The 25,481-nt window shown below is 74.6% G+C and carries 20 protein-coding genes; 10 read left to right on the top strand and 10 right to left on the bottom strand.

Annotated elements, in window-relative coordinates:
- Positions 1 to 25: 25 nt before the first annotated feature.
- Positions 26 to 370 (bottom strand): avidin-fold protein, encoded by a 345-nt coding sequence (locus ABTW87_RS12635; RefSeq protein WP_350650947.1) that lies wholly within the window; start codon positions 368 to 370, stop codon positions 26 to 28.
- Positions 371 to 413: 43 nt separating this feature from the next.
- Here ABTW87_RS12635 and ABTW87_RS12630 point away from each other — a divergent pair, with 43 nt between their 5' ends.
- Positions 414 to 1,037, top strand: coding sequence for a CG0192-related protein (locus ABTW87_RS12630; RefSeq protein WP_350650946.1), 624 nt, complete (start codon positions 414 to 416; stop codon positions 1,035 to 1,037).
- Between the two features lie 278 nt (positions 1,038 to 1,315).
- Here ABTW87_RS12630 and ABTW87_RS12625 read toward each other — a convergent pair whose 3' ends face one another.
- Positions 1,316 to 3,184, bottom strand: a complete 1,869-nt coding sequence (locus tag ABTW87_RS12625) for a pectate lyase-like domain-containing protein (protein ID WP_350650945.1) — start codon at positions 3,182 to 3,184, stop codon at positions 1,316 to 1,318.
- 183 nt (positions 3,185 to 3,367) lie between these two features.
- Between ABTW87_RS12625 and ABTW87_RS12620 the strand changes: the two genes are divergently transcribed.
- The 3 genes from ABTW87_RS12620 to ABTW87_RS12610 all read left to right on the top strand — a co-directional run bounded on the left by ABTW87_RS12620 (position 3,368) and on the right by ABTW87_RS12610 (position 6,752).
- Positions 3,368 to 3,850, top strand: a complete 483-nt coding sequence (locus ABTW87_RS12620; protein ID WP_350650944.1) for a hypothetical protein — start codon at positions 3,368 to 3,370, stop codon at positions 3,848 to 3,850.
- Between the two features lie 77 nt (positions 3,851 to 3,927).
- Positions 3,928 to 5,274: an MFS transporter gene (locus ABTW87_RS12615; RefSeq protein ID WP_350650943.1), complete on the top strand. Its 1,347-nt coding sequence runs from the start codon at positions 3,928 to 3,930 to the stop codon at positions 5,272 to 5,274.
- Positions 5,172 to 6,752, top strand: coding sequence for a Na+/H+ antiporter (locus ABTW87_RS12610; RefSeq protein WP_350650942.1), 1,581 nt, complete (start codon positions 5,172 to 5,174; stop codon positions 6,750 to 6,752). Before ABTW87_RS12615 ends, ABTW87_RS12610 begins: the two co-directional genes overlap by 103 nt.
- A 62-nt stretch (positions 6,753 to 6,814) precedes the next feature.
- Here the strand turns inward: ABTW87_RS12610 and ABTW87_RS12605 are convergent, their stop codons facing one another.
- Positions 6,815 to 7,555: a VHS/ENTH/ANTH domain-containing protein gene (locus tag ABTW87_RS12605; RefSeq protein WP_350650941.1), complete on the bottom strand. Its 741-nt coding sequence runs from the start codon at positions 7,553 to 7,555 to the stop codon at positions 6,815 to 6,817.
- Positions 7,556 to 7,768: 213 nt separating this feature from the next.
- Here ABTW87_RS12605 and ABTW87_RS12600 point away from each other — a divergent pair, with 213 nt between their 5' ends.
- Positions 7,769 to 12,415 (top strand): hypothetical protein, encoded by a 4,647-nt coding sequence (locus tag ABTW87_RS12600; protein WP_350650940.1) that lies wholly within the window; start codon positions 7,769 to 7,771, stop codon positions 12,413 to 12,415.
- A gap of 9 nt (positions 12,416 to 12,424) precedes the next feature.
- A complete protein-coding gene (locus tag ABTW87_RS12595) occupies positions 12,425 to 16,045 on the top strand; it encodes a hypothetical protein (RefSeq protein WP_350650939.1) in 3,621 nt (1,206 codons plus the stop codon).
- A gap of 12 nt (positions 16,046 to 16,057) precedes the next feature.
- Here the strand turns inward: ABTW87_RS12595 and ABTW87_RS12590 are convergent, their stop codons facing one another.
- Both ABTW87_RS12590 and ABTW87_RS12585 read right to left on the bottom strand, forming a co-directional pair.
- Complete coding sequence (locus tag ABTW87_RS12590) at positions 16,058 to 16,573, bottom strand: 2'-5' RNA ligase family protein (RefSeq protein ID WP_350650938.1); 516 nt, start codon at positions 16,571 to 16,573, stop codon at positions 16,058 to 16,060.
- Between the two features lie 35 nt (positions 16,574 to 16,608).
- Positions 16,609 to 17,655, bottom strand: a complete 1,047-nt coding sequence (locus ABTW87_RS12585) for an NAD(P)-dependent alcohol dehydrogenase (RefSeq protein WP_350650937.1) — start codon at positions 17,653 to 17,655, stop codon at positions 16,609 to 16,611.
- Between the two features lie 158 nt (positions 17,656 to 17,813).
- Between ABTW87_RS12585 and ABTW87_RS12580 the strand changes: the two genes are divergently transcribed.
- Together ABTW87_RS12580 and ABTW87_RS12575 are read left to right on the top strand one after the other, a co-directional pair.
- Positions 17,814 to 18,227: an SCP2 sterol-binding domain-containing protein gene (locus ABTW87_RS12580; protein WP_350650936.1), complete on the top strand. Its 414-nt coding sequence runs from the start codon at positions 17,814 to 17,816 to the stop codon at positions 18,225 to 18,227.
- On the top strand, positions 18,224 to 20,299 hold the full coding sequence (locus ABTW87_RS12575) for an amylo-alpha-1,6-glucosidase (protein ID WP_350650935.1): 2,076 nt from the start codon (positions 18,224 to 18,226) through the stop codon (positions 20,297 to 20,299). The genes ABTW87_RS12580 and ABTW87_RS12575 overlap by 4 nt, the downstream gene beginning before the upstream one ends.
- On the opposite strand, the gene ABTW87_RS12570 is transcribed toward ABTW87_RS12575, so the two are convergent.
- Positions 20,245 to 21,033: a hypothetical protein gene (locus ABTW87_RS12570; protein WP_350650934.1), complete on the bottom strand. Its 789-nt coding sequence runs from the start codon at positions 21,031 to 21,033 to the stop codon at positions 20,245 to 20,247. The two genes, ABTW87_RS12575 and ABTW87_RS12570, sit on opposite strands and share 55 nt — an antisense overlap.
- 143 nt (positions 21,034 to 21,176) lie before the next feature.
- On the opposite strand from ABTW87_RS12570, the gene ABTW87_RS12565 reads away from it, so the two are divergent.
- Together ABTW87_RS12565 and ABTW87_RS12560 are read left to right on the top strand one after the other, a co-directional pair.
- Entirely contained in the window at positions 21,177 to 22,076 is a 900-nt protein-coding gene (locus ABTW87_RS12565; RefSeq protein ID WP_350650933.1) for a DUF72 domain-containing protein, read from the top strand.
- Between the two features lie 71 nt (positions 22,077 to 22,147).
- Positions 22,148 to 22,339, top strand: coding sequence for a hypothetical protein (locus tag ABTW87_RS12560; protein WP_350650932.1), 192 nt, complete (start codon positions 22,148 to 22,150; stop codon positions 22,337 to 22,339).
- A gap of 46 nt (positions 22,340 to 22,385) precedes the next feature.
- Here ABTW87_RS12560 and ABTW87_RS12555 read toward each other — a convergent pair whose 3' ends face one another.
- The 4 genes from ABTW87_RS12555 to ABTW87_RS12540 form a co-directional block, all read right to left on the bottom strand.
- Positions 22,386 to 22,748 (bottom strand): hypothetical protein, encoded by a 363-nt coding sequence (locus ABTW87_RS12555; protein WP_350650931.1) that lies wholly within the window; start codon positions 22,746 to 22,748, stop codon positions 22,386 to 22,388.
- Positions 22,749 to 22,868: 120 nt separating this feature from the next.
- The gene (locus ABTW87_RS12550) at positions 22,869 to 23,528 is read right to left on the bottom strand and encodes a hypothetical protein (RefSeq protein WP_350650930.1); all 660 of its coding nucleotides are present in this window, start codon (positions 23,526 to 23,528) and stop codon (positions 22,869 to 22,871) included.
- Positions 23,529 to 23,724: 196 nt separating this feature from the next.
- Positions 23,725 to 24,585, bottom strand: a complete 861-nt coding sequence (locus tag ABTW87_RS12545) for an alpha/beta hydrolase family protein (protein ID WP_350650929.1) — start codon at positions 24,583 to 24,585, stop codon at positions 23,725 to 23,727.
- Between the two features lie 53 nt (positions 24,586 to 24,638).
- On the bottom strand, positions 24,639 to 25,481 hold an 843-nt coding region (locus ABTW87_RS12540), incomplete at its 5' end, for a glycosyltransferase family 9 protein (protein WP_350650928.1).

Genomic DNA, 25,481 nt, shown 5'->3' with positions numbered 1-25,481 from the left:
CGCGGGAGTCGGCGCCCCGCGGCTCTCACCCGCCGGGCAGCTCCTCGACCACGCTTGTGCCGCTGCCCGGCCGCGACTCCCACCACCAGGTCTCGTGCAGCCGCACCCGGCCGTCGTCGAGCACCGCGATCTCCGAGACACAGTGGCCGGAGGAGGTGAGACCGTCGCTGTTCAGCTGCACGTACCGGAAGTCGAGCCGGTCGCCGTCGCGGGTGCCGACGAGATGGCCGCGCCGGATCGCCCCGCCCGCGTACTCGGCCCAGACCGTGCCGTCGTTCTCGTGGTACGTGAAGACGGTCTCCGTGCCGACCTCACCGGCGACGACGTCCGTGACGGCGGCGAAGCGGCGCCCCTCCAGCGAGATCGTCATGTCGATGATCGTAGCGGCGGCGCCCGCGGCTACCATGCCGCGCATGGCGTTGTTGCACCGTGCCGACCTGAAGCCCAACAAGCTCGAACTCCTCGCCGCGTGGCTGCCCGGCCGGAACTGGTTCGCCGGGGACGCGGGCGCCGAGGTCACCCGCGTAGCCGCGTACCGCTTCGACGACCCGGACGGCGCGGTGGGTGTCGAGACCCTGCTCGTCCGCGCCGGTGCCGGGCCGGTCCTGCAGGTGCCGCTGACCTATCGCGGCGCGCCGTTGGCCGGCGGCGACGAGTGGCTGGTCGGCACGACCGAGCACTCGGCGCTGGGCACCCGCTGGGTGTACGACGCCTGCGGTGACCCGGTGTACGCCGCCGTGCTGGCGGACGTCCTCCGCGGCGACGCCGGCCAGGCCGAGGAGTACTTCGAGGTCGACGGCGTCCGCGAGGTCCGCGAGGCGCTCATGACCGTCACCGTCGAGGGGCGGACCGACGTGCCGGTGCCCGGCGCGATCCGCCGGGTCGAGGACGGCGACCCGGCGGTCATCGTCACCGACGGCGTCGAGTTGTTCGTCGTCCGCCGGGTGGGCGGTGCGGCGGCGTCGAGCGGCACCGTCCTGACCGGCACCTGGCCCGGCGGTCCCGGAGTCGTGCCGCTCGCGTACGTGCGGAGCTGAGGCGCGCCACCGTCCGGTTCGTGCAGCGGCCGCGGCGAGCCGATGTGGGGCCGCACCGCCTTTGGAGCTGATGTCGTGGATGAATCGTGCCGGCTCGGTTCACGCGTGGTGCCCGGTGCGCAGGGGGTCGCCGGCGTGGGCTGGATTCGGCGCGCTGGTCGATGTCCCAGACGGCTCAGCTCCAAAGGCGATCGCTCCGCATCGTCGGGCTGGCGACGACGGCTGACCGCCGGGCGGTTGCGTGGGCCGGAGCAGATGCCCCGGCCCACGCCGCCGGATCACGGCACGGGGTACTCCGCGAGGTAGACCGGCGCGCCGACGCGGGTGGTGTCGGCCGCCGCGCCGACACCGTTGACCACGTGGTCGATCGTGCCGGCGCTGAGGTTCACCGTCATGATGTGGTGCAGCCGCACACCGGGCCGGTCCGGCACCTCGAAGCCGTTCTCGGTGTGGATCGACGGGTTGTTCTGGTTGAACACGTACACCCCGCCGCCGTACAGGGTGTGGTGCCGCACCCGGTCGCCGACCTTGTAGCCGGCCCACCCCTGGACGTCGCCGTTCATCCAGTCCGCCTGCGTCGGCGGGTCGTACGGGAGCTCGTTCTGGTAGAGGATCGTCGTCCCGTGCTCGCCGTTCCACACCGTGTTGTAGCGCTGGAAGTGCTCGACGAACAGTCCGGTGGCGGTGACGTGGTCGCCGTTGACGATCGCGCCGTACCGGCCGGTGTTGGTCCGCCAGCGCTCCGTGTCGCCGTTGACGCCCTCGGTGAAGCCCTCGACGCCGTGGTCGCCCCGCCATACCCAGGTGTGATCGATGAGGACGTGGTCGCTGTTGATCTCCAGGGCGGTGTGGGTGCGGCCGATGTGCGGCCCGCCGACCCGGAAGTACACGTCGGACAGGGTGATCGGGTTGCGCGCGGTGCTGTGGTTGCGCCCGTGCCGGCTGCCGACCCGCAGCAGGACCGGCGACTCCCGGAGCCCGGCGTCCACGGTCACCCCGGCCACCACGACGCCGGGCACGCCCGCGACGTCGAGCGGCACGGCGCCGTTCACGGCGGTGAGGGTGGCGTGCCCGAGCCCGAGCACGACCGTGTCCGGGCGCCGGATCTCGATGCTGCGGGCGACGTCGTACACGCCGGGGGTGAGCAGCAGGTGCTTGCCGCGGGCGAGTTCCCGGTTGATCACGTGCACCGGGTCACCCGGCTTGGCGATGAAGAAGTCGCGGATCGGGATGCTGCGGCCCGGGGTGAGGCCGGTGCCCCAGGTGATCCCGCGGGTGTCCCGGCGGACCGCCGGCACCCGCACGTGGTAGCGACCCCGGTCGTCCACGTACAGGTACGGCTTCTCCCGGCTGAGCGGCGTGGTGTCCAGTGTGGTGTACGGCGGGTCCGGGAAGTTGGCGTCGTCCGGTGCGCCGACCACCCCCGCGAACACCTGGTTCCACACCGCGTTGGACCAACTGCCGATCTCGCTGTTGCGGGTCAGCCACTGCTGCTGGGAGCCGTTGACGACGTCCGGCAGCCGCGAGTCGGCGATGAAGCCGCCGCTGGCGTACTGCGGGCCGGCGGTGCAGTAGTCCATCAGCGACAGCGTGCCGCCGTTGATGTCGAGGCGGCGCATCGACACCGCCTGGGACACCGCCCAGAAGTTCGCCGAGGACCGGCAGTCGTCCTGGCCGGCGGCGTTGATCGACAGCGACAAATTCGACAGCGTGCGCCAGAAGTTGACCAGGGCGATGCAGTTGCCGGCGCCGCCGTCGGCGAGGCAGCGGTTGTAGACCTCGATCTTGCCGTTGAGGCGTACGTCGGTGGGGGTGGCGCCGAGGCCGGAGACCTCGGTGTAGTAGCCCACCTTCACCTGTAGCGGCTGCTCCGCGCTGCCGTAGCTGCCGGGCAGGAACAGGTACGCGTGCCGCGCGGTGCCCATCTCGGCGTCGACCTGCGCGGCGTGCCGGGCGTCCATGGTGGCCTGGATCTCGCTGACCGGTGTGCCCGGTCCGAAGATCGTCACGTTGGGGCCGAAGTCGGGGGCGCCGGGGCGGGGTGGGCCGGCGGTTGCGGCGGGCGCGGTGGCGGTGACGGCGGTCGCGAGCACGAGACCGAGCACCAGTGCCCGGCGTCCGCGCCGTCGTGTGCCGTGGATGGTCATGCGGTGGTCCTCCCGGGTGGTGACGGCGAGCGAGAGAGCGCTCTCCGAAGGAGCCGTGCGGTGGTCGGGACGGCGGAAAGGGGATCGGAACTGTTTCTACCGGGTGAACGCGCCGGGTGGAAGAGGGCAACCTACGGTCCGCCCTGGACGGCCCGGACCGAGCTGTCAACGTATCGTTGACACATGCCGTCCGAGTTGGACCTACTGACCGAGGTGAGAGCCGCCCGGGCGCGGCTCGACGACGAGGAGCTGACGCTCATCGACCGGGCCCGGCACGCCGGTGCGACCTGGGCGCAGGTCGCCGCCGCGCTCGGGCTGGCCAGCCGCCAGGCGGCCGAGCAGCGGCGTCAGCGGCTCGCCGCGGCGGTCCGGGCCCGACGGACGGCAGACGACGCGCCCTTCGGGCCCAGGATCGCCGCCCTCCGCGCCGCGATCGCGGAACTCGACCGGTGGATCGCCGCCGACCGGCGGTGGGACAGGCGCTTCGCCGCCGCTCCGCTGGTACGGCGCACCGTCACGGCGGCCCTGGACGCGCCGCCCGGCCCGCTGCACTCGCTGGCCCGGCACGTGGTGGCCGACCTGGCCGCGGCCGGTCCACGCCGGGTGCCGGCCCGACCGCGGGCACTCGCCCAGGCCGTCCAGGCAGCGCTGTCAACGCCCCGTTGACAGCGGTCGCCGATCTTGCGTCGAGTCGACTCAGCTTTGAGGATCGGAGCTGTCACGCCGTACTCGTCGGGAGTCCCATGCGTCGTAACGCCCTGCTCTTCGTGGCCATCTCGCTGCTGTCCGGCTTCGGCAGCACCACGATGTCGCTCGTCGCCGGCATCTGGATCCTCGACCTGACCGGCTCGGGCAGCCTCGCGGCGCTGGCCGGCGTCTGCGTCTTCGCCCCGGTGCTGGCCGGTCCCTGGCTCGGCGGCGTGGTCGACCGGCTGCCCCGGCGTCCCACGCTGATCGCCGTACACCTGCTGCTGGTGCCGCCACTGCTCAGCCTGCTCGTGGTCCGGGACGCGGGCGACACCTGGCTGCTCTTCGCCGTCTCCCTCGCCTACGGGATCGGCTACGTGCTCATCGACGCCGGCGAGTCGGCGCTGCTCCCGGAGACGCTGCCCGCCGAGCGGCTCGGCGCCGTCAACGGTTGGCGGACCAGCGCCCAGGAGGGCGTCAAGCTGGTGGCGCCGCTCGCCGGGGCGGGCCTCTACGCCTGGCAGGGCGGTCACCTCGTCGCGATGGTGAGCGCGACGATGCCGGTCCTGGCGGCAGTTCTCTACACCGCCGTCCGCCCGGCCGGGCGCCGGCCGGTCGCGACGACGGCCCGCCGCCCCGGCCTCCGCGCCGGGCTCGCGGTGATCCGGCGCCGACCCGTGATCCACCGCAGCGTGGGCCTCGCCGCCGTCGCCATCGGACTGTCCGGCTTCACCACCGCGGCGTACTACCAGGTCGTCACCGGTGACCTGGCCATGCCGTCGACGTTCCTCGGCGTCCTGCTCAGCGCCCAGGGCGCCGGATCCATCGCCGCCGGGCTGGTCGCCGGGCGCCTGATCGACCGGCTCGGCCCCGTCCGCGTCGCCACCGCCGGGACCGCCCTCTTCGCCGTGGTGTGCGCGGGTCGGTGCCTGCCCTGGTGGCCCGCGGCGGTCGCGGCCTCCCTCCTCGCCGGCCTCGCCCTGCCGTGGGCGCTGATCGCGGCGGTCACCGCCGTCCAGACCCGCACCCCGGCGCGGCGGCTCGGGCGCGTCGCGGGAACCGCCACCACCGTGATGTTCGGCCCGGTCGCGGTGACCACCCCGCTCGGCTCGGCCGCCGTGGCGCTCGGCGCCCGCCCGACGTTCGCCCTCGCCGCGGCCCTGTGCCTGGCGGCCGTCGCGGTGGTCACCGCCGGGCAGCGCCGGACCACCGCCTTCCGAATCCACGCCCGGCCGCTGCGGCGTTCCCCCGGTGCGCCCCGGCCCACTCGTAGATCATGGAAGGGGCGGCCGGGACGGGGGTGGCTGTGGAGGCGCTCGACCTGCTGGTGGTGCTCGGTGCCACCGTGCTCGTCGGCACGACGCTGGGCGGCCGGTACCGGGTGGCGCCACCGGTGCTGCTGATCGCCCTGGGCGTGCTGCTCGCGTTCGTCCCGCTCTTCTCCGAGGTGCTGCTCGAGCCCGAGGTCGTGCTGCTGCTGTTCCTGCCGGCGATCCTCTACCGCGAGAGCATCACCACCAGCCTGCGCGAGATCCGTGCCAACCTCGCCGCCATCGTCCTGCTCGCGGTGGGGCTCGTGGTGGTCACCATGGTCACGGTGGCGTACACCGCGAGGGCGTTCGGCATCGACCCGGCGGCGGCCTGGGTGCTCGGCGCCGTGCTGGCGCCGACCGACGCCGCGGCGGTGGCCGGGCTGGCGAAGCGGATGCCCCGCCGGCTGCTCACGACGCTGCGCGCGGAGAGCCTGATCAACGACGGTACGGCCCTGGTGCTCTTCGCGGTCGCGCTCGGCCTGATCACCGGCCACACCGCGCCCGGCGCGCTCGGGTTCCTGGAGCGGCTCGGGGGCGCGTTCGTCGGCGGCGTCGCCGCCGGCCTGCTGGTCGGCACGGTGGTGGTGCTGCTCCGCAAGCGCCTCGACGACCCGCTCCGGGAGGGCGCGCTCAGCGTCCTCACGCCCTTCGCGTCGTTCCTGCTCGCCGAGTTGGTCCACGCGAGCGGTGTGCTCGCGGTGCTGGTGGCCGGGCTGGTCCTGTCGTGGGCGAGCCCGCGGGTGATCGGCGCGCGGGCCCGGATCATGGCCTTCGACTTCTGGGACCTGAGCACGTTCCTCATCAACGGCGGGCTCTTCGTGCTCGTCGGCCTGCAGATCCCCCGGGCGGTCGAGGGTGTCACCAGCACCTCGCTGATCCGGGCGCTGCTCATCGCGGTGGTCGTGGCCGGGGTCGTCTTCGTGACCCGGCTGGCGTGGGTGCACCTGTCCGCCCTCGGGATCTGGGCGGTCCGGCGTCGTACGCCACGACGTGAGCCCCGGCCGCCGTGGCGGATCAGCGTCGTCGCCGCGTGGGCCGGATTCCGTGGCGCGGTGTCGTTGGCCGCGGCGCTCGCGGTGCCGTTGACCATGCCGGACGGCGGGCCGGTCCACGAGCGGGATTTGATCATCTTCTCCACCGCGCTGGTGATCGTGCTGATCATGCTCGTCCAGGGGACCACGCTCCCGCTCGTCGTCCGCTGGGCCGGCCTGATGGGGGACGCGCAGCGCGAGGACGAGGTGCGGCTGGCCCGGCTGCGCGCCACCGAGGCGGCGCTGGCCGCGCTGCCCGACGTCGCCGGCCGGCTGGGCGTCGAGGCGGACCTGGTCGAGCGGCTCCGGACGGAGTACCAGTCGCGCCTGGAGGGCATGCGCAGCGGCGTGGCGGAGGAGGGGCAGCCGATGCGGGACCAGGAACGTCAACTGCGGCTGGCCGTTCTGGAGCACAAGCGCCGCGAGGTGACCCGGCTGCGGGACCGCAACGAGATCGACGACATCGTCCTGCGGGAACTCCAGGCGGTGCTGGACATCGAGGAGATCCGGCTCGCCGGGCCGACCGTCAACGAATGAGACCCCGGCGGATACGCCTGCTGCGCGGGTACCTCCGGCGCCGCTCGCCCGCTCGGCGGAGGTCAGAGAGCGTGCCGGACCCAGACGTTGGGCTCGACGTAGACGGCGTGGTCCTGGGCCACGTCGCACCAGACCGGAACCAGCGCGTGCGGCACGTGCACCGGGCCGGTGCGGTCGAACGGCAAACCGGTCCAGGCCCGCCACTCGGCGAGGGTGCCGGGGATCGTCATCGAGCGCGGCGCGACCGAGTCGATCCGCCCGCCCGCGCGTACGTGCACCCGCAGCCACGGGTCCACCGGCAGGCCGTCGTCGCGGACGCGGAACGCGTACTCCCGCATGGGCTCGTCGGGGACGGTGTGCTTGCCGCTGGGGCGGACCGGCGCGACCAGCTCGGTGAAGCCGAGGCGCTGCGCGTTCGCGCGCATCGCGCCGAGCATCCGGGCCGAGACGCCGCGGCTCCGGGCCTCCGGGCGTACGCAGATCTCCAGCGCCGAGACCAGATTCGGCGTCGTGCCCGCCAGCCGGTTGACGGTGGCCCGTTGCACGACCCGGTCCCAGCCGCCCGGCGGCAGCTCGTCGGCGGTCCAGGACAGCGGCACGCTGTACGCCCGGGCCACCGCGCGGCCGGGCGCGGCCGGGTCGAGGGCGAGCAGGACGTGGTCCGGGTAGTGCAGGTCGGCGACCGCGTAGTACAGCGACGCCATCGGGTCCCAGCTCATGAACTCCGGCCACGCGCCGTCGAAGTCGTCAAGCAGGGGCGCCAGGTCCGGCCGCTCGGCGAGGGTGACGATCTCAAGATCCACGTAGCGCACCGTAGCCGTCGGTCGGTCTGGGCGCGACCGGATATCGGCGCCCCAAGTGATTGGAAGGGACCCTTCTACTACCGCAGGCGTTAACAAGGGGCCCTTCCTTTCACCCGACACTTGGTGTGTCCGTGATCGGACTGCTCACCCTCCGCAGTCGCGAGAAGGATGAGTTCGGCCACCGTGGTCACCCCCTCCCCGAAGGAGGCGCGCGTGTCCGATCCCGCCCGCACCCCGCGACCCGCCCGCTCCGTCCCGGGCCTCGACGCCCTCGCCCGCCTCGCCGACGACGCCCTGCGCGGCACCGGCACCCGACTGCCCGCCGATGCTCTGGTGGACCGGTACGACGAGCGGGAGAAGCTGCTCGCCGGTCGGCTCGTCGACCACCGCTCCGGGCTGCGGCCGGCGCGCCGGATCGGCCCCTTCCGTACGCCCGGCGGCACCGACGTCTTCTGGGACGTCTTCGCCGCCGCCGCCCGGCTCACCATCGCCGAGACCGGGGCGGCGGCCCCGGCGATCGTGCTCACCGCCGCCCGCCCCCCGGTAGTCGGGCCGCGCGGCGTCTCCGTCGACGTCGAGCCCGGCACCGTCTGGATCCGCGGTGACCTGCTCGGCGGCCTGCCCGCCGACGCGTACGCCGGGCTGCGCGTCACCGAGGGCAGCCTGAGCCTGCCCGCCGGGTCGACCGTCACCGGTGACCGGATCACCGTCCCCGCCCCACTGACCGCCGCGCTGAAGGTGGCGCCCGCCCCGGACGAGCCGCCGGCCGGCACCGGCGGCTGCGACGCCGGGACGGCCACCACCCTGCCCGCGGCGGTGAGCCTGCGGTTCCGGGCCGGAACGCTGGACGTCGGCGGGGAGCCCGGCGAGGCCCACCTGTGGGACGCCGCCTTCCGGTTCGGCGCGCCCACCGGCGACCGGACGTTCGTGGCCCGGCTCTGGACGGTCGTGCTCGGCTACGACGTCGAGCCGGACACCCTCGACCCGGCAGGTACGGATCTCGTGGCCTTCGGCGGCCGCGCAGCGGTGCGCGGCGGTGGGCTGGGCCTGCCCGTCGTGACCGCCACCGACCCGGCGATCCTCGGCGAGGCGGCGTACGCCGCCCGGTGGCTGCTCCAGGTCAGCGGCCTGACCGCCCGCTGGTACGAGTCCGACCCGCGCCCGCACGAGCTGCCCGACGCGTGGCTCGCCGTGTCGGCGTCCGGGGCGATGCTCGCCGCCGAGGACGTACCGCCGCTCGGCCCTCCGGTCACCCACACCTACGACCTGTGGGCGACGGGGGAGGAGGGCCACCGACTGCCCTGGCGGCAGACGTACGACGAGCCGTTCTGGCTGCTCTGGTCCTGCCACCTCGCCGACGGCGAGCACCTCATGGCGCAGTGCTCGGTCGAGGCCGCGCTGGACCGGCCGCTGACCACCGAGGGGATCCCGGTGGACACGCCGACCCGGGCCGGGGTTCTGTGGCTGCACCGCCGCGCCGGCGAGACGACCGCCCTGCTCGGCGCGGCGCTGCCGCCGAATCCCCGCCGGCACCTCCAGTTCGCGCTGCGCAACGCCCTGGTGTGGACCACCCTGCCGGCGTTCTGCGTCGTCCGGGGCGTCCTGCGTGACGGGTCCCTCGGCTCCGGCACGGCACAGCTCGCCTTCGGTGTGCACGGGTGGGCGCCCACCCTGCCCGACCCGTACGTCGCGAACGCCACGATCGTCCGGCCGCGCATCGGGCGGGAGGTCCCCCCGACCACGCTGGTCTGCCGGATCGGTTGGGCCGGGCCGGACACCGCCCCGACGGTGGACTTCGAGGGTCTGCTCGGCGTCGCCACCGCGACCGTGAGCGGCCGGCCCGCCTCGCCGGTCGAGCCCCGTCCCGCCGACCGCGACCGGACGGCTCCCGACGTGGGGCTGACCCAGGTCGAGCAGGGTCGGCTGCACCTGGACAAGCGGACCGATGCGCAGTGGCAGGCGGCGCAGCGCCGCGAACTGGAGCTGCGTGGGCAGCGGGTCGAGGCCGCCCGCCAGTCGGACGCGGTGAGCAACGCCATCGTCGACCGTTACCTGAACGAGGTCGTCGGACCGACTCCGCCGCTGCTGCTGCTCGACGTCTCCACCAACCAGGACCTGCTGGGCGTCGCGATGGGCGGGCGGCAGACCGGCGCGGCGGGCGGCGCGTTCCCGGTCGAGGGACTGGCGGTCCGCTCCGAGGTCGCCGACCTGCGCGTGGTCGCGCTGCCGCAGGTGCAGTGGGAGCCGGTCCGCACCCTCGACGCCGACCAGGACATCGCCACGATGGGCTGGTTCCCGACGCCGCTCGCCTCGGCCGTCGACGGCGGTGCCACGACGATCGGCGCCCGTTCGCAGAAGCTGGTTCCGGTGGTGCCGGCCGACGCCCTGGACGGCACGGTCGGCGCGTTCCGGGACGGCACCCCGGTCGGCCTGCGGACCACGTTCCCCTTCGGGCTGATCGCGGCGGTGCTGGTCCGACCCGACGCCGCCGCGGACCGCCCCGCGGACCTGCTCGACCTGACCCGCCCGGCGTTCCCCACCGAGGACGCGGTCGGCGGCCTCCAGGTCACCGCGCAGGCCGAGGGCGGCCGGCCCGACGACGGCGGCGTCTCGGCGACCTTCGCCGGCCGGATGCGCCAGTTGCTCAACGGCGTCGACCTGGCCTCGGGCGCCCCGCTCGGGCTGTCCATGCTCGGCTCGACGGCCGACCCGACGGGCAGCGTGGAGGCCGTCTTCAACAACGACATGGCGGCGAACCCCCGGGTGCCGGTCACCCGGATCGACGTGTCGGGGTACGGCGGCTCGAACTTCAGCGACTGGAACAACCCGTTCGCCGCGTTCGCGGAGGCCGCCAAGGTGCAGTTCCGGGTCGTCGTCGGCCGGACCGCGCTGGAGGTCATCAAGGTCAACAGCGTGCTGCACCCGTGGGGCATCCGGGTCACCCGCTCGGTGACCGTGGAGCGGCGCCCCGGCGGCGGCGTGATCCGTCGGGACAGCGGCTGGCAGGCGTTCACCCCGGGCCTGTTCGACTACCGGTACTTCGACGAGGGCGTCGGCGACGTGGTCGTCGCCCCGTACACCTTCGACGCCGGGCTGTTCCGCGGCCTGTTCGACGTGCGGACGATCCGCCCGGCTCCCGGCGCGGTCTTCGGCTCCGGCGGCACCCAGCTGGTGCCGTACCACTTCGACGCCGACCTGGCGCTCGACGGCCTGCCCGGCCGGGCCACGGCCACCGGCGTGCTGGGCTGGTTGCAGGTCACCCCGAACGGCGCACCGGCGCCGGTGTCCGACCTGCGCGCGTTGATCGAGGCCCAGGGGCCGGTCGGCGGCCCGGTCGACGCGTGGCTCGACGTCGCCGGCAGCGGGCTGCCGTTCCGCGCGCAGCGGATCGAGGTCGGGCTCGCCGACGACGCCGGAACGCCGGTGTTCGTCGCGACGGTCCGCGGCATGCCGCGGCTGCCGGAGACCGGCGCCTGGTCGGTGGTGGTCCGGCCGGCGGCCGGGGGCGGCGGCGAGGCCGTGCCGGTCGCCGAGACCCGGGGTACGCCGCTGGTGCGGCGCTACCCGGTCGCCTACGCCGCCGGTGACCGCAGTGTGTTCACCGAGCCGCCGCTGGTCGGGGCGCCCGGGCCGTACCGGTTCGCCGACGCCGCCGACCTGCTCACCCCGGCCGCGCCGGCGCACGACTACGCCCTGCTGCAGAGCACGCCGACCCACGCGTTCTGCTTCCCGCGCCCGTCCGTCCCGGCGCCCGGCGTGCCCCGGGTCGAGTCCGGCCACCGGGTGGCGCTCGCCGACGTGCTCGCCCGCTCCACCTCGAAGGGCGCCTTCCCGCCGCCCGCCAACACCATCGAGCTGCCACCGGGCGTGGTGCACCTGGACGTCGGACCGGGCGGCCGGCTCGCGCTCAGCGACCCGGTCGACATCGTGGGCCACCCCACGCCGCTGCGCATCGCCGGCAGCACCGGCCACGGGTCCCAGCTGCGCTACGACAGCGCGCGGCTGCGGCTGGAGCTGACCGGGGAGCGCTGGTCGGCGGAGTTCACCGGGTTGCGGATCTGGACGGACATCGCCGGGATGACCGAGCTGACCGGCAGCGAACTGGACATCGCCGGTGGCACCGACCGGCGCCCCGAGATCAGCCGGCTGCGTTCGCTGCTGCTGACCGAGATCGAGGAGATCCTGCGCTACATCCCGTTCTTCGGCGACCGGGGCGAGGAGGGCCCGCTCCCGCTCGGCGCGACCAACGCCAAGCACGAGGTGAAGTTCGACGCGAAGACAATCGTGAGCTTCCCGAAGTTCTCGCTGCCGGTCGGCGCCGACCTCACCGCGACCCTGTCGCTGGGTGCCAGCAGCGGCATCGACCTGGCCACCGGCGGCGCCAAGGCCTCGGCGGTGTTCGGGGCGGAGTTGGAGGGCCGCATCCCGGTCACCACGATCGGGGTGGCGAAGGTCTTCGTCATCGTGAGCCTGAAGGTCACCTTCTCGCTCACCTCGGTCTCCGGGAGCGTCACCAGCGAGAAGTTCGAGCTTGTCGCGTTCGCCGGGGTGGGCGTCGAGGGCAACATCGGCGTCTTCAAGGCGTACGCGTTCCTCGGCATCGGCTTCGTGCTCGCGTACGACGCGATCGCCGACCGGACCAGCTACGGCGGGCTCGTCGCGCTTGAGGCCGGCGTCGACATCACCACCAGCGTCAAGATCGTCAAGGTGAAGCTCCGGGCCGAGCTGAAGGGCCTGGTGTACGACGACGCCGGCACCACCAAGTGCGACTACACCGGCTCGGTCAAGCTGCAGGTCGACATCTTCCTGATCATCTCGATCAGCGCGACCTACCAGATCAGCGACACGGTCACGCTCTAGGAGTCCGCCATGGCCACCGCACACAAGCTCACCCTCGTGCCGTACCTCCAGCGCTGGGACCACGCCTCGCGGACGCTGTCGATCCGGCTGCTCGTCGCCCCCGCCGGCAACCCGCTCGAGCCGTTGCTGGCCGCGCCGCCCGGCGTGCCGGCGTTCGCCGACGCGAGGTTCGCCTTCGCGGTCCAGCTCTCCGACGCCGTCGACGCCCTGCCGCAGCGGACCCTTGTCGACCAGACCGCCGTCCTGCCGCCCGATCCGTCCACCGTGCACGCCCCGGACGCCCGGAGCGCCTTCACCGCCATCGGGGACGCCCTGGAGATCCCGGCCGGACCGGCCGGGGACACCTTCGCGCCGCAGCACCGGGACCCGAGCCAGCAGCTGCGCAAGTACCTGCCGGAGAGCTACCGGCGCTCGTTCCCGTTCGTCCGGCCGCGTACCTCGCTCGCCGTCACCGACGGCAGCTACCACTGCCTGATGAGCTGCCCGCCCGAGCCGGCGCCCCCGCCGCCACCGCAGGTGATCGGCTGGGGCGAGGCGATCGCCTTCGCGCTGCGCCGCCCGCGGCTCGCCGAGGCGCTCGGGCTGATCGTCGCGCTCGAGGTACCGGTCGACCCGGCCCGGCTGGCCGGCGGCGGCTGGCTCTGGGTGGACCTCGCCCCGCACAGCGACTACGCCGCCCAGACCACCGACCCCGCCTTCCTGCGCTCCTTCGCCACCCGGGTGCCGGCGCTGCCGGACGACGCGGACCCGCCGGTCTTCACCCCGGTGCTCTTCCCGGTCTCCGCCGACGCCACCGAGGCCGGTGCGCTCGGCAACTACGACAAGGTCTTCGTGGAGGCGCTGCGCTTCGACGACGGCTTCGCCAAGATCGTGCACGCCCGGCAGCCGGTCAGCGCCGACCTGCTGGACGAGAGCGGCTCGGGGGCGCCCGTCGCCCGGGACGAGGGCGTCCAGCTGGGCTGGGACGACGAGGACATCCTCGAGGGGCAGAACCGGGCGCTGGGCGCCCCGCCCGACGGCGAGGACCCGGTGCTCGCCCCGCGCGGCGTGTTCGGCTACCGCGTCGACGTCCGGGAGGCCGGTGCCGACGGCTGGACGTCGCTGTCCCTCGTGGACGCCCCGCTCGTCGTCGGTGTCGACCTCGGCACTGCCCGGGAGGAACGGTGGAGCGAGGTCGTGCCGGCCGAGCACAGCGGTCAGCTCTGGCTGCCCGCCTGGTTCCTGCGCTGGCGCGGCGGGTCGCTCGTCGTCGACACCGTCGACGAGCAGCGGCTGATGGACGTCCCGGTCGGCCAGGCCGACACCGCCGTACCGGCCGGCGCCGACGCGGTGGAGCCGCGCTACGGCCGGTCGTACGAGTTCCGGGTCCGGCTGGCCGACGCCACCGGCGGCGGCCCCGACGTCGCCGCCGTGCCCTCCCGCCCCGGCCAGGCGCCGACCGCCCTGCTGCACCTGCGCCGGTTCCGCCCGCCGTCGACGCCCCCGGTCGACCCGGTCACCGCGCCGCCGGACGGCCGGGTCGCCGCGCTGACCGTGCACCGCCCGACGCTGGGCTACCCGGAGGCGGTGTTCGCCGCCGGCGCGCCCGCCCGCGCCGCCCTGCTGGCGCAGATCGCCGCCAACGACGCCAATCCCGGGAACGAGACCACCCCGGCGGTCCCCGACCCGGACACCGGCCGGCTGCACGTCCGGGTGCTGCTGCGCACGCCGGCCTTCGACCCGGCCGGCGGCGACGACGGGTACGTCGAGTGGTACGCCACCACCCGGCCGTTCCCGGCGGACCCGGACGAGGCGTACGAGCTGGAGCTGGACTGGATCGACGCGGCCGACCACACGGAGGTCGACGTCACCGGCCAGACCGGCGGCGAGGGCACCGTGACCGGACCACTGCCGGTGCTCACCGCCCGGGACGTCCGGCTGGAGCTGCGGGCCCTCGGTGCCGCCGACCCGGCGTACTTCGGCACCGACGCCGCCCGGCGCGGCCCGGCCCGGATCGTCGACCTGCACGGCGCCGCCGGCGCCGAGCCGGACCTGCTGCGACCGCTGCCGCTCGCCGACGAGCTGCGCTCGGTGTTCCTCCGGCCGGACGCCGGCACGGCGGTGGTGACCCACGCGCTGGCCGCCCAGTCCGCGCCCACCCCGGCCCTGCTCGGCCGGCTCGCCGGCGCGGTGGAGCTGGTGGCCGACGGGCCGATGCTGCTCGGGCCACCGGGGCAGCGGGTCGGCTTCGGCTGCGCCGGGCTCACCCACCATTTGGCGCCGGACCTGACCAGCGTGGAGTTCGCGGATCCGGCCGAGCTGGCCGGGCAGTGGATCAACGTGGTGCAGGTGGTGCTGGACCGGGACTGGACGTGGCGCGGCGCCGGCTCGCCGACCCTGTCGGTCCGCCGGACGGTCCGGCTGCCCGACGCGCCCGGCGCGCCGTCGGAGACCGTCGACGTCGGCACCGTGGAGCTGATGGACTCGGTGAACGTGCAGGCCACCCGCGGCGCGGTCGACCGCACCGCCACCCGCCTGTACTTCCTCGACGCGCTGCCCCCGCCGGCCGGTCCGGACGGCTTCCCGTACGAGCTGGCGGTCGGCTACGAGCTGACCGTCACCCTGGCCGGCGGCGGCACCGTCACGCGGACCGTGGAGACCCGCCTGCCCGTGGTCACACCCCCGGCCCAGGTGCCGAAGGTGGTGGCCGCCGGGATCGCGCTCACCCCGTACGCGACGGACGCCGAGTACGCGGCCACCGCCCCCCGGATCCGCCGGCTGTGGCTGGAGTTCGCCGAGCCACCCGCCGACCCGCGGGACGCGTACTTCGTCCGGCCGCTGACCGTGACCCCCGACCCGATGCTGCTGCCCGGCACCGAGCCGGTCGCCGACCCGCTCACCGTCGAGGGCGTGCCGCTGGATCCGGAGCCGGTCCGGGTGATCACGCCCGGCCAGGTGCAGGACCACGCCGGGCTGGCGACCATGCAGCGCCTGGAGCCGGCGGCCGACAGCGACCGGCACTTCCTGGTGCCGCTGCCGCCGAACACCGACCCGAACTCGCCGGAGCTGTTCTCCTTCTACACCTACGAGATCCGGGTGGGGCACGACCGGGGGCCGGCCGCCGACCCGCTGTGGTGCACGGCGCAGGGCCGGTTCGGGGAGTCGCTGGTGCTGGAGGGCGTCGCCCATCCGGCACCGGAGCTGCCGTGCACGGTGCTCGCCGAGCCGGACGGCGCGGTCCGGGTCCGCGCCGCGTACGCGGTGCCGTACCTGGGGCTGCGACGGGTGGCGCCGAGCCCGCCGAACACCGGCCTCTGGGCGGTGCTGTACGCCCGGGTCACCCAGGCCGACGGCAGCACGAAGCGCAACATCCAGCTCGATCTGCGGCCGCTGCGCCCACTGCGGAAACGCCCCGACGCCGGCGTCCCGCTCGCCGTGGAGGGCGAGATCGGCTGGACCGGGGACGAGGTACGGGGTGCGCTCGACGCCGCCGGCCTGCCCACCGGCTCGCCGATCGGGGCGCTCGCCGTCGAGGTGCTGCCGGAGCCCAACGGCAGCTTCGCCGACCCGCTGGGCGGCGACCTCGGCCAGGTCCGCATCCTCCGGACCAGCCCGCTGGCACCGGTCGTCCGCGGCTGCTGCACCGACTGACCGCGGCGGCGTTCAGGGCAGGGGGTGGGCGATGCCCCGGGCGTGGTCGGCCACGCCCGCGCCCACCACCGTCGCGCTCAGCGGGAGCATCTCCAGGCAGCGGCGGACGGCGGCGGCCATCAGCACGTTCGGCACCCGCATCGAGAGCGTGCAGTGCGGCACCCAGCGCCCCGGGCGGTACTGGTCGGCCAGGGCGATCCCCGCGGCGGCCAGCCGGTCGTGCACCCGGCGGTGGTGCGCCAGCAGGTCGGCGGTCGGCGTGACGCCGAGCCAGAGCACCCGACCGACGAACTGCCCGGCGTACTGGAACTCCAGCTCCAGCGGCGCCGCCACGACGGTGCCGGTCAGGGCCCCGGCCACCTGCTGCGGGTCCAGGCGCGGCGCCACCGCGAGCGACACGTGCGGCCGGTGCCGCTGCGCCAGCAGCGAGCGCATGCTCTGCACACCCTCGGCCTCCAGCGCGTCCCAGAGCACCCGGATCCGCCGGGTGGCGTCGGTGTCCAGGTAGAGCTCCAGCGCCGCGACCACGGTGATCAGCGTAGAGCGGCGCGGTCGGGCGGTTCTCAGGGCACGACGACGGCGCGGCCTTCGAGCGTCCCGTCGGCCATCTTCCGGTACGCGGTCATCGCGTCCTCGAGCGCGAACGTGGTCGCCTTCGGATGGATCATGCCCCGGGCACCCAGCTCCAGCACCTCGATCAGCTCCGGGCGGCTGCCCCAGTAGGTGGTCTGGATGCTCACCTCGTACGGCACGGAGAAGAACCCGACCGGCAGGGTGCCGCCGCCGATCCCGACGATGGTCAGGTCACCGACGGTCCGTGCGGCGGCGACGCCGAGGGCGAGGGTCGCGTCGGCCCCGACGCAGTCGACGATCACGTCCGCGCCCCGGCCCCCGGTGACCTTGCGGATCTCCTGCGCGGTCTCCGCGCCGGAGCGCAGGGCCAGGTCTGCCCCGCACTCCTCGGCGAGGCGGAGCGCCTCCTCGCGGGTGTCGACGGCGATCACCCGGGCGGCGGTGGTGGCCTTGAGGATCTGCACGCCGACGTGCCCCAGACCGCCCACGCCGATCACGACGGCGGTGCTGGTCGGGCCCAGCTTGGGCCAGGAGCGGCGGATCGCGTGGTAGGGCGTCAGACCCGCGTCGGTGAGCGGCGCGGCCTGCACCGGGTCGAGTCCCGCCGGCAACGGGACGATGTGCCGGGCGTCGGGCACCAGCAGGTAGTCGGCCATGCCGCCGTCGAGGCCGAGGCCGCCGCCCCCGCCGGGCACCGGCGCGCCCGCCGGGTTCTCGCAGTACGGGTCCACACCCACCCGGCACCGGGCGCACGTGCCGCACCCCCACGGCCCGTAGACGGCCACCGGCTGCCCGACCTCCAGCCCGGTCACGCCGTCGCCCAGGGCGTGCACCCAGCCGGCGTTCTCGTGCCCGAGGGTGAACGGCGGGTTCCACGGCACGGCGCCGGCCTCGAAGTCGTGCATCAGGTGCAGGTCGGAGTGGCAGGCGCCGGCCGCGCCGATCTTCACCACCACCTGGCCGGGGCCGGGCGTCGGCTCGGCCACCTCGACCAGTTCCGGCTCCGACTTCCACCCCGGCAAGCGCAGCGCGCGCATGTCTCCTCCTGTGGGTCCGGTTCTCCGCGTCCGTCGATCGCCTGCCCGTTCGGGCCCGGACCAAACCGCTCCGTACCGCGGGGTCGATTCACCCGACGCGGGTGAACCGGCCTCACCCCGGACGGTGTGAGCCTGCCAGGGAAGGGGAGGAGGGGGCGATGATGACGCCCGCGGCGAAGCTGATCGAGCGGCTGGAATCGGGGCGCCACCCGGACCTGCCGGAGACCACGGCCGGCACCGTACGCCTCGACGCCCGCAGCGACGGTCGGACCGAGCACTGGTACCTCACGATCGCCGACCAGCGGATCAGGGTGCGGCGGTGCTCCGACGAGGCCGACCTCGTCCTGCGGGCCGACCGGGCGGTGTTCGACCGGATCGCGACTGGCGAGTTGCATCCGGCCGCCGCGCTGGGCCGCAACGACCTGACCGTGCAGGGCGACATCCGGCTGTTCATGATCCTCCGTCGGCTCTTTCCCGGCCCGCCCGGCGCACGCCACCCGCGGGAGGTGGCCCGGGCGTCGCGGGCGTCGGTGCGGGCCCCCGTGACCGTGGTGAGAGGGAGGAACCGGTGAGGCAGGAGCGGGTGCACGTGATCGTGGGCAACGCCTTCGCCGTCAGCGACGCACAGGGGGACATCGAGTTCGATCCGAACGCACCGGTCGGGCTGTTCTCCTGGGACACCCGGTTCCTGGCGCACTGGGTGCTCCGGGTCGACGGCGAGCGGCTGCGCGTGCTCTCCCGTGACGACATGGCGTACTTCGAGACGCGGTTCTTCCTCGTCCCCGGCACGGCCAGCCACTACGTCGACGCCGACGTCTCCGTCATCCGGCACCGGTCCTTGAACGACAGTTTCCGGGAGAAGCTCACCGTGCTGAACCACTCCGCCGAGCCGGCCGATCTGACCGTGCGGATGGAGATGGGCAGCGACTTCGCCGACGTCGCCGACACCGCCGAGGACGGCCGGCGCCCCCGCCGGCACGTGCACGTCCGGGCGGACACCATCCTGCACCAGCTGCGGTTGCGGTACCGGCACCGGCGGTTCGACCGGGAGACGGTCGTCACCAGCACCGAACCGGCCGAGGTCGACGAGCAGGGCATGACCTTCCGGATCCGGGTGCCACCGCACGGGCAGTGGGAGAACGACCTGCACGTGGGCATGATCGTGCACGGCGAGGCCGGCCGGGACATGCGCGCCGACCTGGCGACGCACCGCCTGCACGTCACCCGGGACATGCGCGAGGACCTGCAGAGGTGGCTGGAGCGGGCGCCCACGCTGGTGGCCGAGAACGACGCGCTCGTGGCGTCGTACCGGCGGTGCCTGATCGACCTGGCGTCGCTGCGGTACGAGCCGCTGTCGTCGAAGCAACGGGTGCTGGTCGGCGGGCTGCCGTGGGCGATGGGCCTCTACGGGCGGGACAGCCTGGTGACCTGCCTGCAGACGCTGCCGTTCATCCCGGAGCTGTCCCCGGTGGTGCTGCGCCTGCTGGCCCTGCTGCAGGGTGGTCAGCTCGACGACACGCACGAGGAGGAACCGGGCAAGATCCTCGCCGAGCTGCGCTACGGGGAAGCGGCCGCGTTCGGCGACGAGCCCACCACCCTGTACTACGGCGCGGCCGACACCACACCCCTGTTCGTGGTGCTGCTCGACGAGTACGAGCGCTGGTCCGGCGACGCCGACCTGGTGCGGGAGCTGCGCCACCCGGCCCGTCTGGCGCTGAACTGGATCGACGAGTACGGCGACTCGCTCGGCGACGGGTACGTGCGCTACCAGCGCCGCAACCGTCGGCAGGGCGCGGTGAACCAGTGCTGGAAGGACTCGCCGGAGGCGATCACCGACGCCGACGGGCGGCACCCGGGTTTCCCGCGGGCGACCTGCGAGGTCCAGGGCTACGCGTACGACGCGAAGATCCGCGGCGCGCGCCTGGCCCGGGAGATCTGGAACGATCCCGCGTACGCGGACCGGCTCGAACGGGAGGCCGCGGAGCTGAAGCGCCGGTTCAACGACGACTTCTGGCTGTCGCACCGGGGGTACTACGCGCTGGCGCTCGGCCCGGACGGCGAGCCGGTCGACGCGCTCACCTCCAACATCGGTCATCTCCTGTGGAGCGGCATCGTGACCGACGAGCGTGCCGGGCTGCTCGCCGAGCACCTGGTCGGTCCGGACCTCTTCTCCGGTTGGGGGGTGCGCACCCTGGCCGCCGGCCAGCGGGTCTACAACCCGGTCGGCTCCCACGTGGGCGCGGTGTGGCCCTGGGACAACGCGGTGGCCGCCGCGGGCCTGCGCCGGTACCGGTGCGACGCCGAGGCGGCCCGGATCGCCGACGGGATGTTCGCCATGGCCGAGGTGGTCGGCGGTTCGGTGCCGGAGCTCATCGCCGGGTATCCGCGCAGCCTCACGAGGTACCCGGTCAAGCTGCCGTCCGCCGGGTGTCCGCAGGCCTGGTCCTCCGGTGGGCTGCTGATGCTGCTGACCGCCGTGCTGGGGCTCGAGCCGCGTGGCCGGAACCTGCTGGTGAACCCGGCGGTGCCGCCGGGCCTCGGGCGGATCGAGCTGCTGGACATCCCGGGCGTGTGGGGCCGCGCCGACGCCTACGGCCGCGACCGCGCCCAGGGCGTGCTCGGGACCCAGCCCCGGCTGCGCTGATCCGCCCCGGGCGTGGCCGGATCGGGGTCGCCGGGCCGGTCGGGGCGCCGGGTCGGGGTGGCCGAGTGTGCCGCCCGTCCGGTCGGGTGGACGCTCGGGCGGTTGCCGGGACGGTCGGTCGGGGTCGTGTGCGGGTCGGAACCGCCGGGTGCCGTGGCCAGCACCCGGTCGCAGTAACCGGGCACCCGGTCCCGGCCCCCGGCCGCGCCGACGAGCCCCGTGAAGGCCGGGTTGTCCAGCGCCCGGCCCGGGTTGTCGACGGCCTCGATCCGGTAGGCCCGGCAGAGCTCCGCCGTCGACGGGTCCGGCCGGTCCGCCGACGAGGAGGGCGTGACGGACGGTGGCTCGGTGTCGCCGCCGGGGGAGCCGGTGGCCTCGACGGCCGGCGCGGACGGCGGCCCGGGCGTCCGCAACGGGTTGGGCAGGACACCGCCGGCTGCGGCGAGAGCCACCCCGCCGGTCCCCGCGACGAGCAGGGCCGCAACTGCGGCACGGAGACCGAAGCCGGTGAGCGTGAAGCCCGACCGGCGTGCGCCGGACACGGAACGGGGTGCGCCCTGCCGGGCCAGCCGGTACGCCCGCACCGCCGCCGCTTCCCCGGCCAACTCGCCGGAGCCCGGAGCGGCACGGACCGCGGACAGCAGCACCGCGAGGGGGTGCGGCCCGTTTCGCCGGTCCATGGCGTCGTCGAGCAGCCGCTCGACGGTCTCGGAGTCCAACCGGTGTGCGTTCATCTCGTGTTCCTAGCGCCACCGCCCGGCGGAGCGTCACACGAGCAGCAGGCGCCGGCGCCGGGACGACGGCGGGGACCCCGGCTCCCCGGGCCCGGTTTCGTCCTGCGGTTGCTGATTCGTCCGATCCGAGCTCCACTAATTACATGGGTGTCATCAAGGTCGGTACGGCGGGTTGGGCGGATCGGACGCTGCTCGATTCCGGCTGGTACCCGCGCTCCGCCAACACCCCGGCCGGCCGCCTGGCCCACTACGCCGACCGGTTCCCGCTCGTGGAGGTGGACACGTCGTACTACGCGGTACCGGCGCCGGAGACCGCGCACGGCTGGGCGGCGGCCACCCCGGCGGGCTTCACCTTCGACGTCAAGGCGTTCCGCTTGTTCACCGGTCACCCGACACCGGTCGACTGCCTCCCCCGGGACCTGCGTCCCCCCGGGAACCCGCGCCGGATCCGCCGCCGCGACCTGCCTCCCGGCGCGTACGACGAGCTGTGGGTCCGGTTCCGCGCGGCGCTGGAGCAGCTCGCGGTGGCCGACCGGCTCGGCGCGGTGCTGCTGCAGTTCCCACCGTGGCTGGCCCGGGGCGACGCGGCCCGCCGCCGCATCGTCGAGCTGGCCGGGCGGTGCCGGCCCTGGCCGGTGGCCGTGGAACTGCGGCACGGCTCCTGGTTCGAGGAGACGGCCGCGCTCGACACACTGGCGTTCCTGCGCGAGCACGATCTCGCCCACGTGGTGGTGGACATGCCGCAGGGCCACCCGTCGTCGGTGCCGCCGGTCCCGGTCACCACGGCCGACCTCGCCGTGGTCCGCTTCCACGGGCACAGCACCGGCTGGGAGAGCGGCGACAAGCAGGAGAAGTTCCGGTACGCCTACGGCGAGCGGGAACTGCGCCACTGGGCGGACCTGCTCGTCGAGCTGGGCGGGCGGAGTACCGAGCTGCACGTGCTGTTCAACAACTGCTGCGGTGACCAGGCGCAGCGCGACGCCGCCCGCCTCGCCGACCTGCTCGGCGTCGAGCCGGCCCGGTCGCCGGCCCGTGCCGGCTGATCGCGGTTTCCGGTCCCCGCAGCCGGGTACCGGCGATCATGAGGCTTTGCCGACGGGAGGAACGGATCGCGATGGGCGAGCAGCGGCAGGAGCAACACGTCGACGACGCCCCCGGGGTGCCGCAGGACGCGGCGGCGCGGGAGACCCGGGCGGCACAGGAAGCGCACGGCGGCAGCCTGGCGCCCGGCCTGGTGGACGACACCGGCCACCAGGTGGCGCCCGACCCGTCGACGCCCGCCGACGAGGACACCGCCGGCGCCTGACCGGCCGGGGTGCCGCCGGTCGAGCGACACCCTGACCGGGCGGTGGTCAGGAACGCCGGCCCCGCGTCCGCAGCGCGTCCTCGGCGCGCTTGTCGATGTCGGCGTCGTCCGGAAAGGACCGGTGCGACGGCGCCGGGTCCGGCGGCGCACCCGGGCCGGCCATCGGCGTCCGGGTCGGCTCCACCGGGCCGAAGCCGTGCCGGCCGGAACGGCCGGACGGGCCGCTCGGTGCACCGGCGCGGCGTTCACCGCGCCGGCCCTCCGGAACGGCCGTCTCCTCGCTGCCCTCGTCCATCGGGTCGTGCTCGCCCGCGCCCCACGGCGGGTCGGCGTCGAAGCCGTCCCGGGTGACCCACGGGGTGGCCGCCTCCGGCTGCCGCCCGTCGTCGCGTCCACTGTTCCCGGTCATCGCCCACCTCGCTGGTCTCGTCGTGCCCGGACGGCGGCCCCGGCCGTCGTCGTGTCCGCGTGGGTCGGCCGGGCGCGCCCCGCCGTCGAGGTCGCGGCGGGACGGCGCCCGGCGCCGGCCTCAGCGGTGGTGGGACATCGCCATCCCGCGCCGCGAAGCGCCCATCATGGCCATCTTTTTTCCGGCCATGCCCATCATCGCCAGCTTGCCGATGTTCTTCGGGGTTCCCAGCGAACTGGCCCGGCCGAGCATGCCACGCAGGACCTGGCCGGGTTTCTGCTGCTCACCCATGTACGCGGTGACCACGATCAGCGCTCCGGTCAGCGCGGGAATCGCCCACTGGAGCACCTTCATCTGCCGCTGGCAGGACGCCACGTTCGACGGCGTCGAGTGGTTCGGTTCGGTGGTGCCGTCGACCGGCGGGTTGCCGGCCTTCTCCAGCTTCATACCCAGCAGCCGGCTGTACCCGGTCACCGCGAGCGCGCTGACGGTGAGCGCGGTCTTGATCGTGCTGGCCCGGCCCACACCGGCCTGGCTCGCCACGCGCGGGCTCTCCGTCACCAGTTCGCCCACGGCACCGGCGAGATGGGCGCCGATCGCCGCGGCGTTCACCGGGGTCCACCTGGCCCACCCGGCCGAGGCCGTCGGTAGCCGCTGGGTCGAGTCGCTGATCTGAGCCGCGCCGCCGTTGACGCCGAACGCTCCCATCAGGGAGCCTCCGAACCAGGCCGCCAGGCCCAGATCGTGCATCGAGCGCAGCGCGGTGTGCCGTTCGGACATCTGATCCCCTTCCACCGTGTCGGGCGGTGCGGCATACCCGCCGCCCGAGCCGCTAATCCCGACCGTCGCCCGCCGATACGACGCGCGGCCGCTGATTCGGCCGCAGAACCGCCGCCGGGCCGGGCCGGTGTCCGTGGTCGGAGCTGCTGGCATGACGGGTGGACTGACCGGGAACCGGCCTGGCGGCGGTCGCCGGTCAGCGGGACGGCAGCTCGGCGGCGAACCGGGCCACCCGCCCGGCCAGCGGGGCGGCCGCGCGTACCCAGGTGAAGTGGTCCATCCGGGTGCCGGCCTGGGCCGCCGTGTAGCGCTCGCGCACGACGGGCGCGGCGTCGAGCTTGCCGCAGAGGTGGTCGAGCGTCTCGTGCGGCGTGTACTGGTCGTCGTCCACGCTGACCGCCAGCACGGGTACGCGGAGCGCGCGCACCGCCGCCTCGGCGTCCACGCCGTCCAGCCGCGGGAAACGCCCGGTGCGGGCGGTGTACGCCCAGTCGCGGATCACCCCCCGCGCCTGCCGGCCGCCGAAGCCCCACCCGGGCCACACCCCGACCAGCCGGGCGACCGCGGCGATGCCCTGCGTGTACGGCAGGACGCCGTACCCCCGCCGCCCCGGGTAGCAGCGCCACCACGGCAGCCCCACGGCGACCAGTGCCAGGCCGTCCACGTCCCGCTCCGCGCGAAGCGCGGTGTGCAGCAGGGCCGCCTGCCCGCCGAGGGAGTGCCCGAGCAGTACCGTGCGCCGGCCGTCCCGGCGGTCCTTGAGCGCCGTCAGCACCGCCCCCACATCGGCGGCCAGCTCCGCGTACCCGTACCGGCAGGCGCGGCTCGGTCGGGGGGTGCTCACGCCGGTGCCGCGCAGGTCCGCGACGGCGACGGCGAGCCCGGCGTCGCGCAGCGCCGTGGCGAACGGCCGGTAGTACCGCGCCGGGACACCCATCGCGGGCGAGATCAGCACCAGCGGGGCGTCGTCCCGGCCGCCGGCCGGCTCCGGGTAGACCTGTACGCCGAGGCGCGCCCCGTCGACGTCTACGAACTCCTGCTGGTACTCCGCGTTCACCGGTCCAATCTACGACCGCTGACTACCGGCGGGTAACTACTGGGTGACGGCCGTCACCCGACCGGCAGGTGCGCCGCCGGGCGGACCGGCGCGGGAAGGACCTCCCGCCGTCCACCCCGTGCCGCTGCCTCGACCCGCGCCACCGCCGCGAGCACGTCCGGCACGTCGAGGGCCGCCAGCGCCGGATGCGGTACGTCGTCCGCCCGGCCACCCCGGTACGGGCCCCGCCAGAGCGCCTCGTGCCGGGGCCGGTCCGGTGGTGGTCCCCAGAGGGCCGGGGAGACCGGGCCGAAGAGGACGACCGATGGGGTGTGGTAGGCGGTGGCGAGGTGGGCGATGCCGGTGTCGCCGCTGATGAGCAGTCGGGCGTGGGCGACGAGGGCGGCGAGGTGGTGCAGGTCGGTGTGTCCGGCGAGGACCGCGTCGTCGGGCAGCCCGGCCAGCTGGGCGACCTGCTCGGCGCGGCGGCGCTCGGTGTGGTTCCCGGTGACGACGACGTGGTGACCCTCGGCGGTCAGCTGCCGGGCGACCGCGGCGAACCGCTGCACCGGCCATCGCCGCTGCGGCGCCTTCGCTCCCGGATGGACGATCGTCACCCCGGCCGGCACCCCACCGGCCGGGGGCCGGATCAGCGTCAGGTCCGTACGGTCCGCCGGGATGCCGTACCAGGCCAGTAGGCGGCACCAGCGGTCGACTTCGTGTTCGTCGGGGCGCCAGGGTGGGCCGTCGTGGTGGTTGGCGTCGGGGTTGGTGTAGGCGAGGAGTCGGTGGGGGTGGGTGGCGGTGAGTAGGTGGTGGGATTGGGGGCCGTGGCCGTGGAGGTTGACGGCGATGTCGGGGGTGGGGCCGGTCCAGGGTTGGGGGTTGAGGTTGGGGGTGTCGATGAGGTGGTTGAT

It is taken from the genome of Micromonospora sp. NPDC126480 (genome assembly GCF_040302465.1).
GTDB lineage: Bacteria > Actinomycetota > Actinomycetes > Mycobacteriales > Micromonosporaceae > Micromonospora.
Note: the sequence above shows the minus strand (reverse complement) of the source record. Positions and strands in the feature narration are given on the sequence as shown.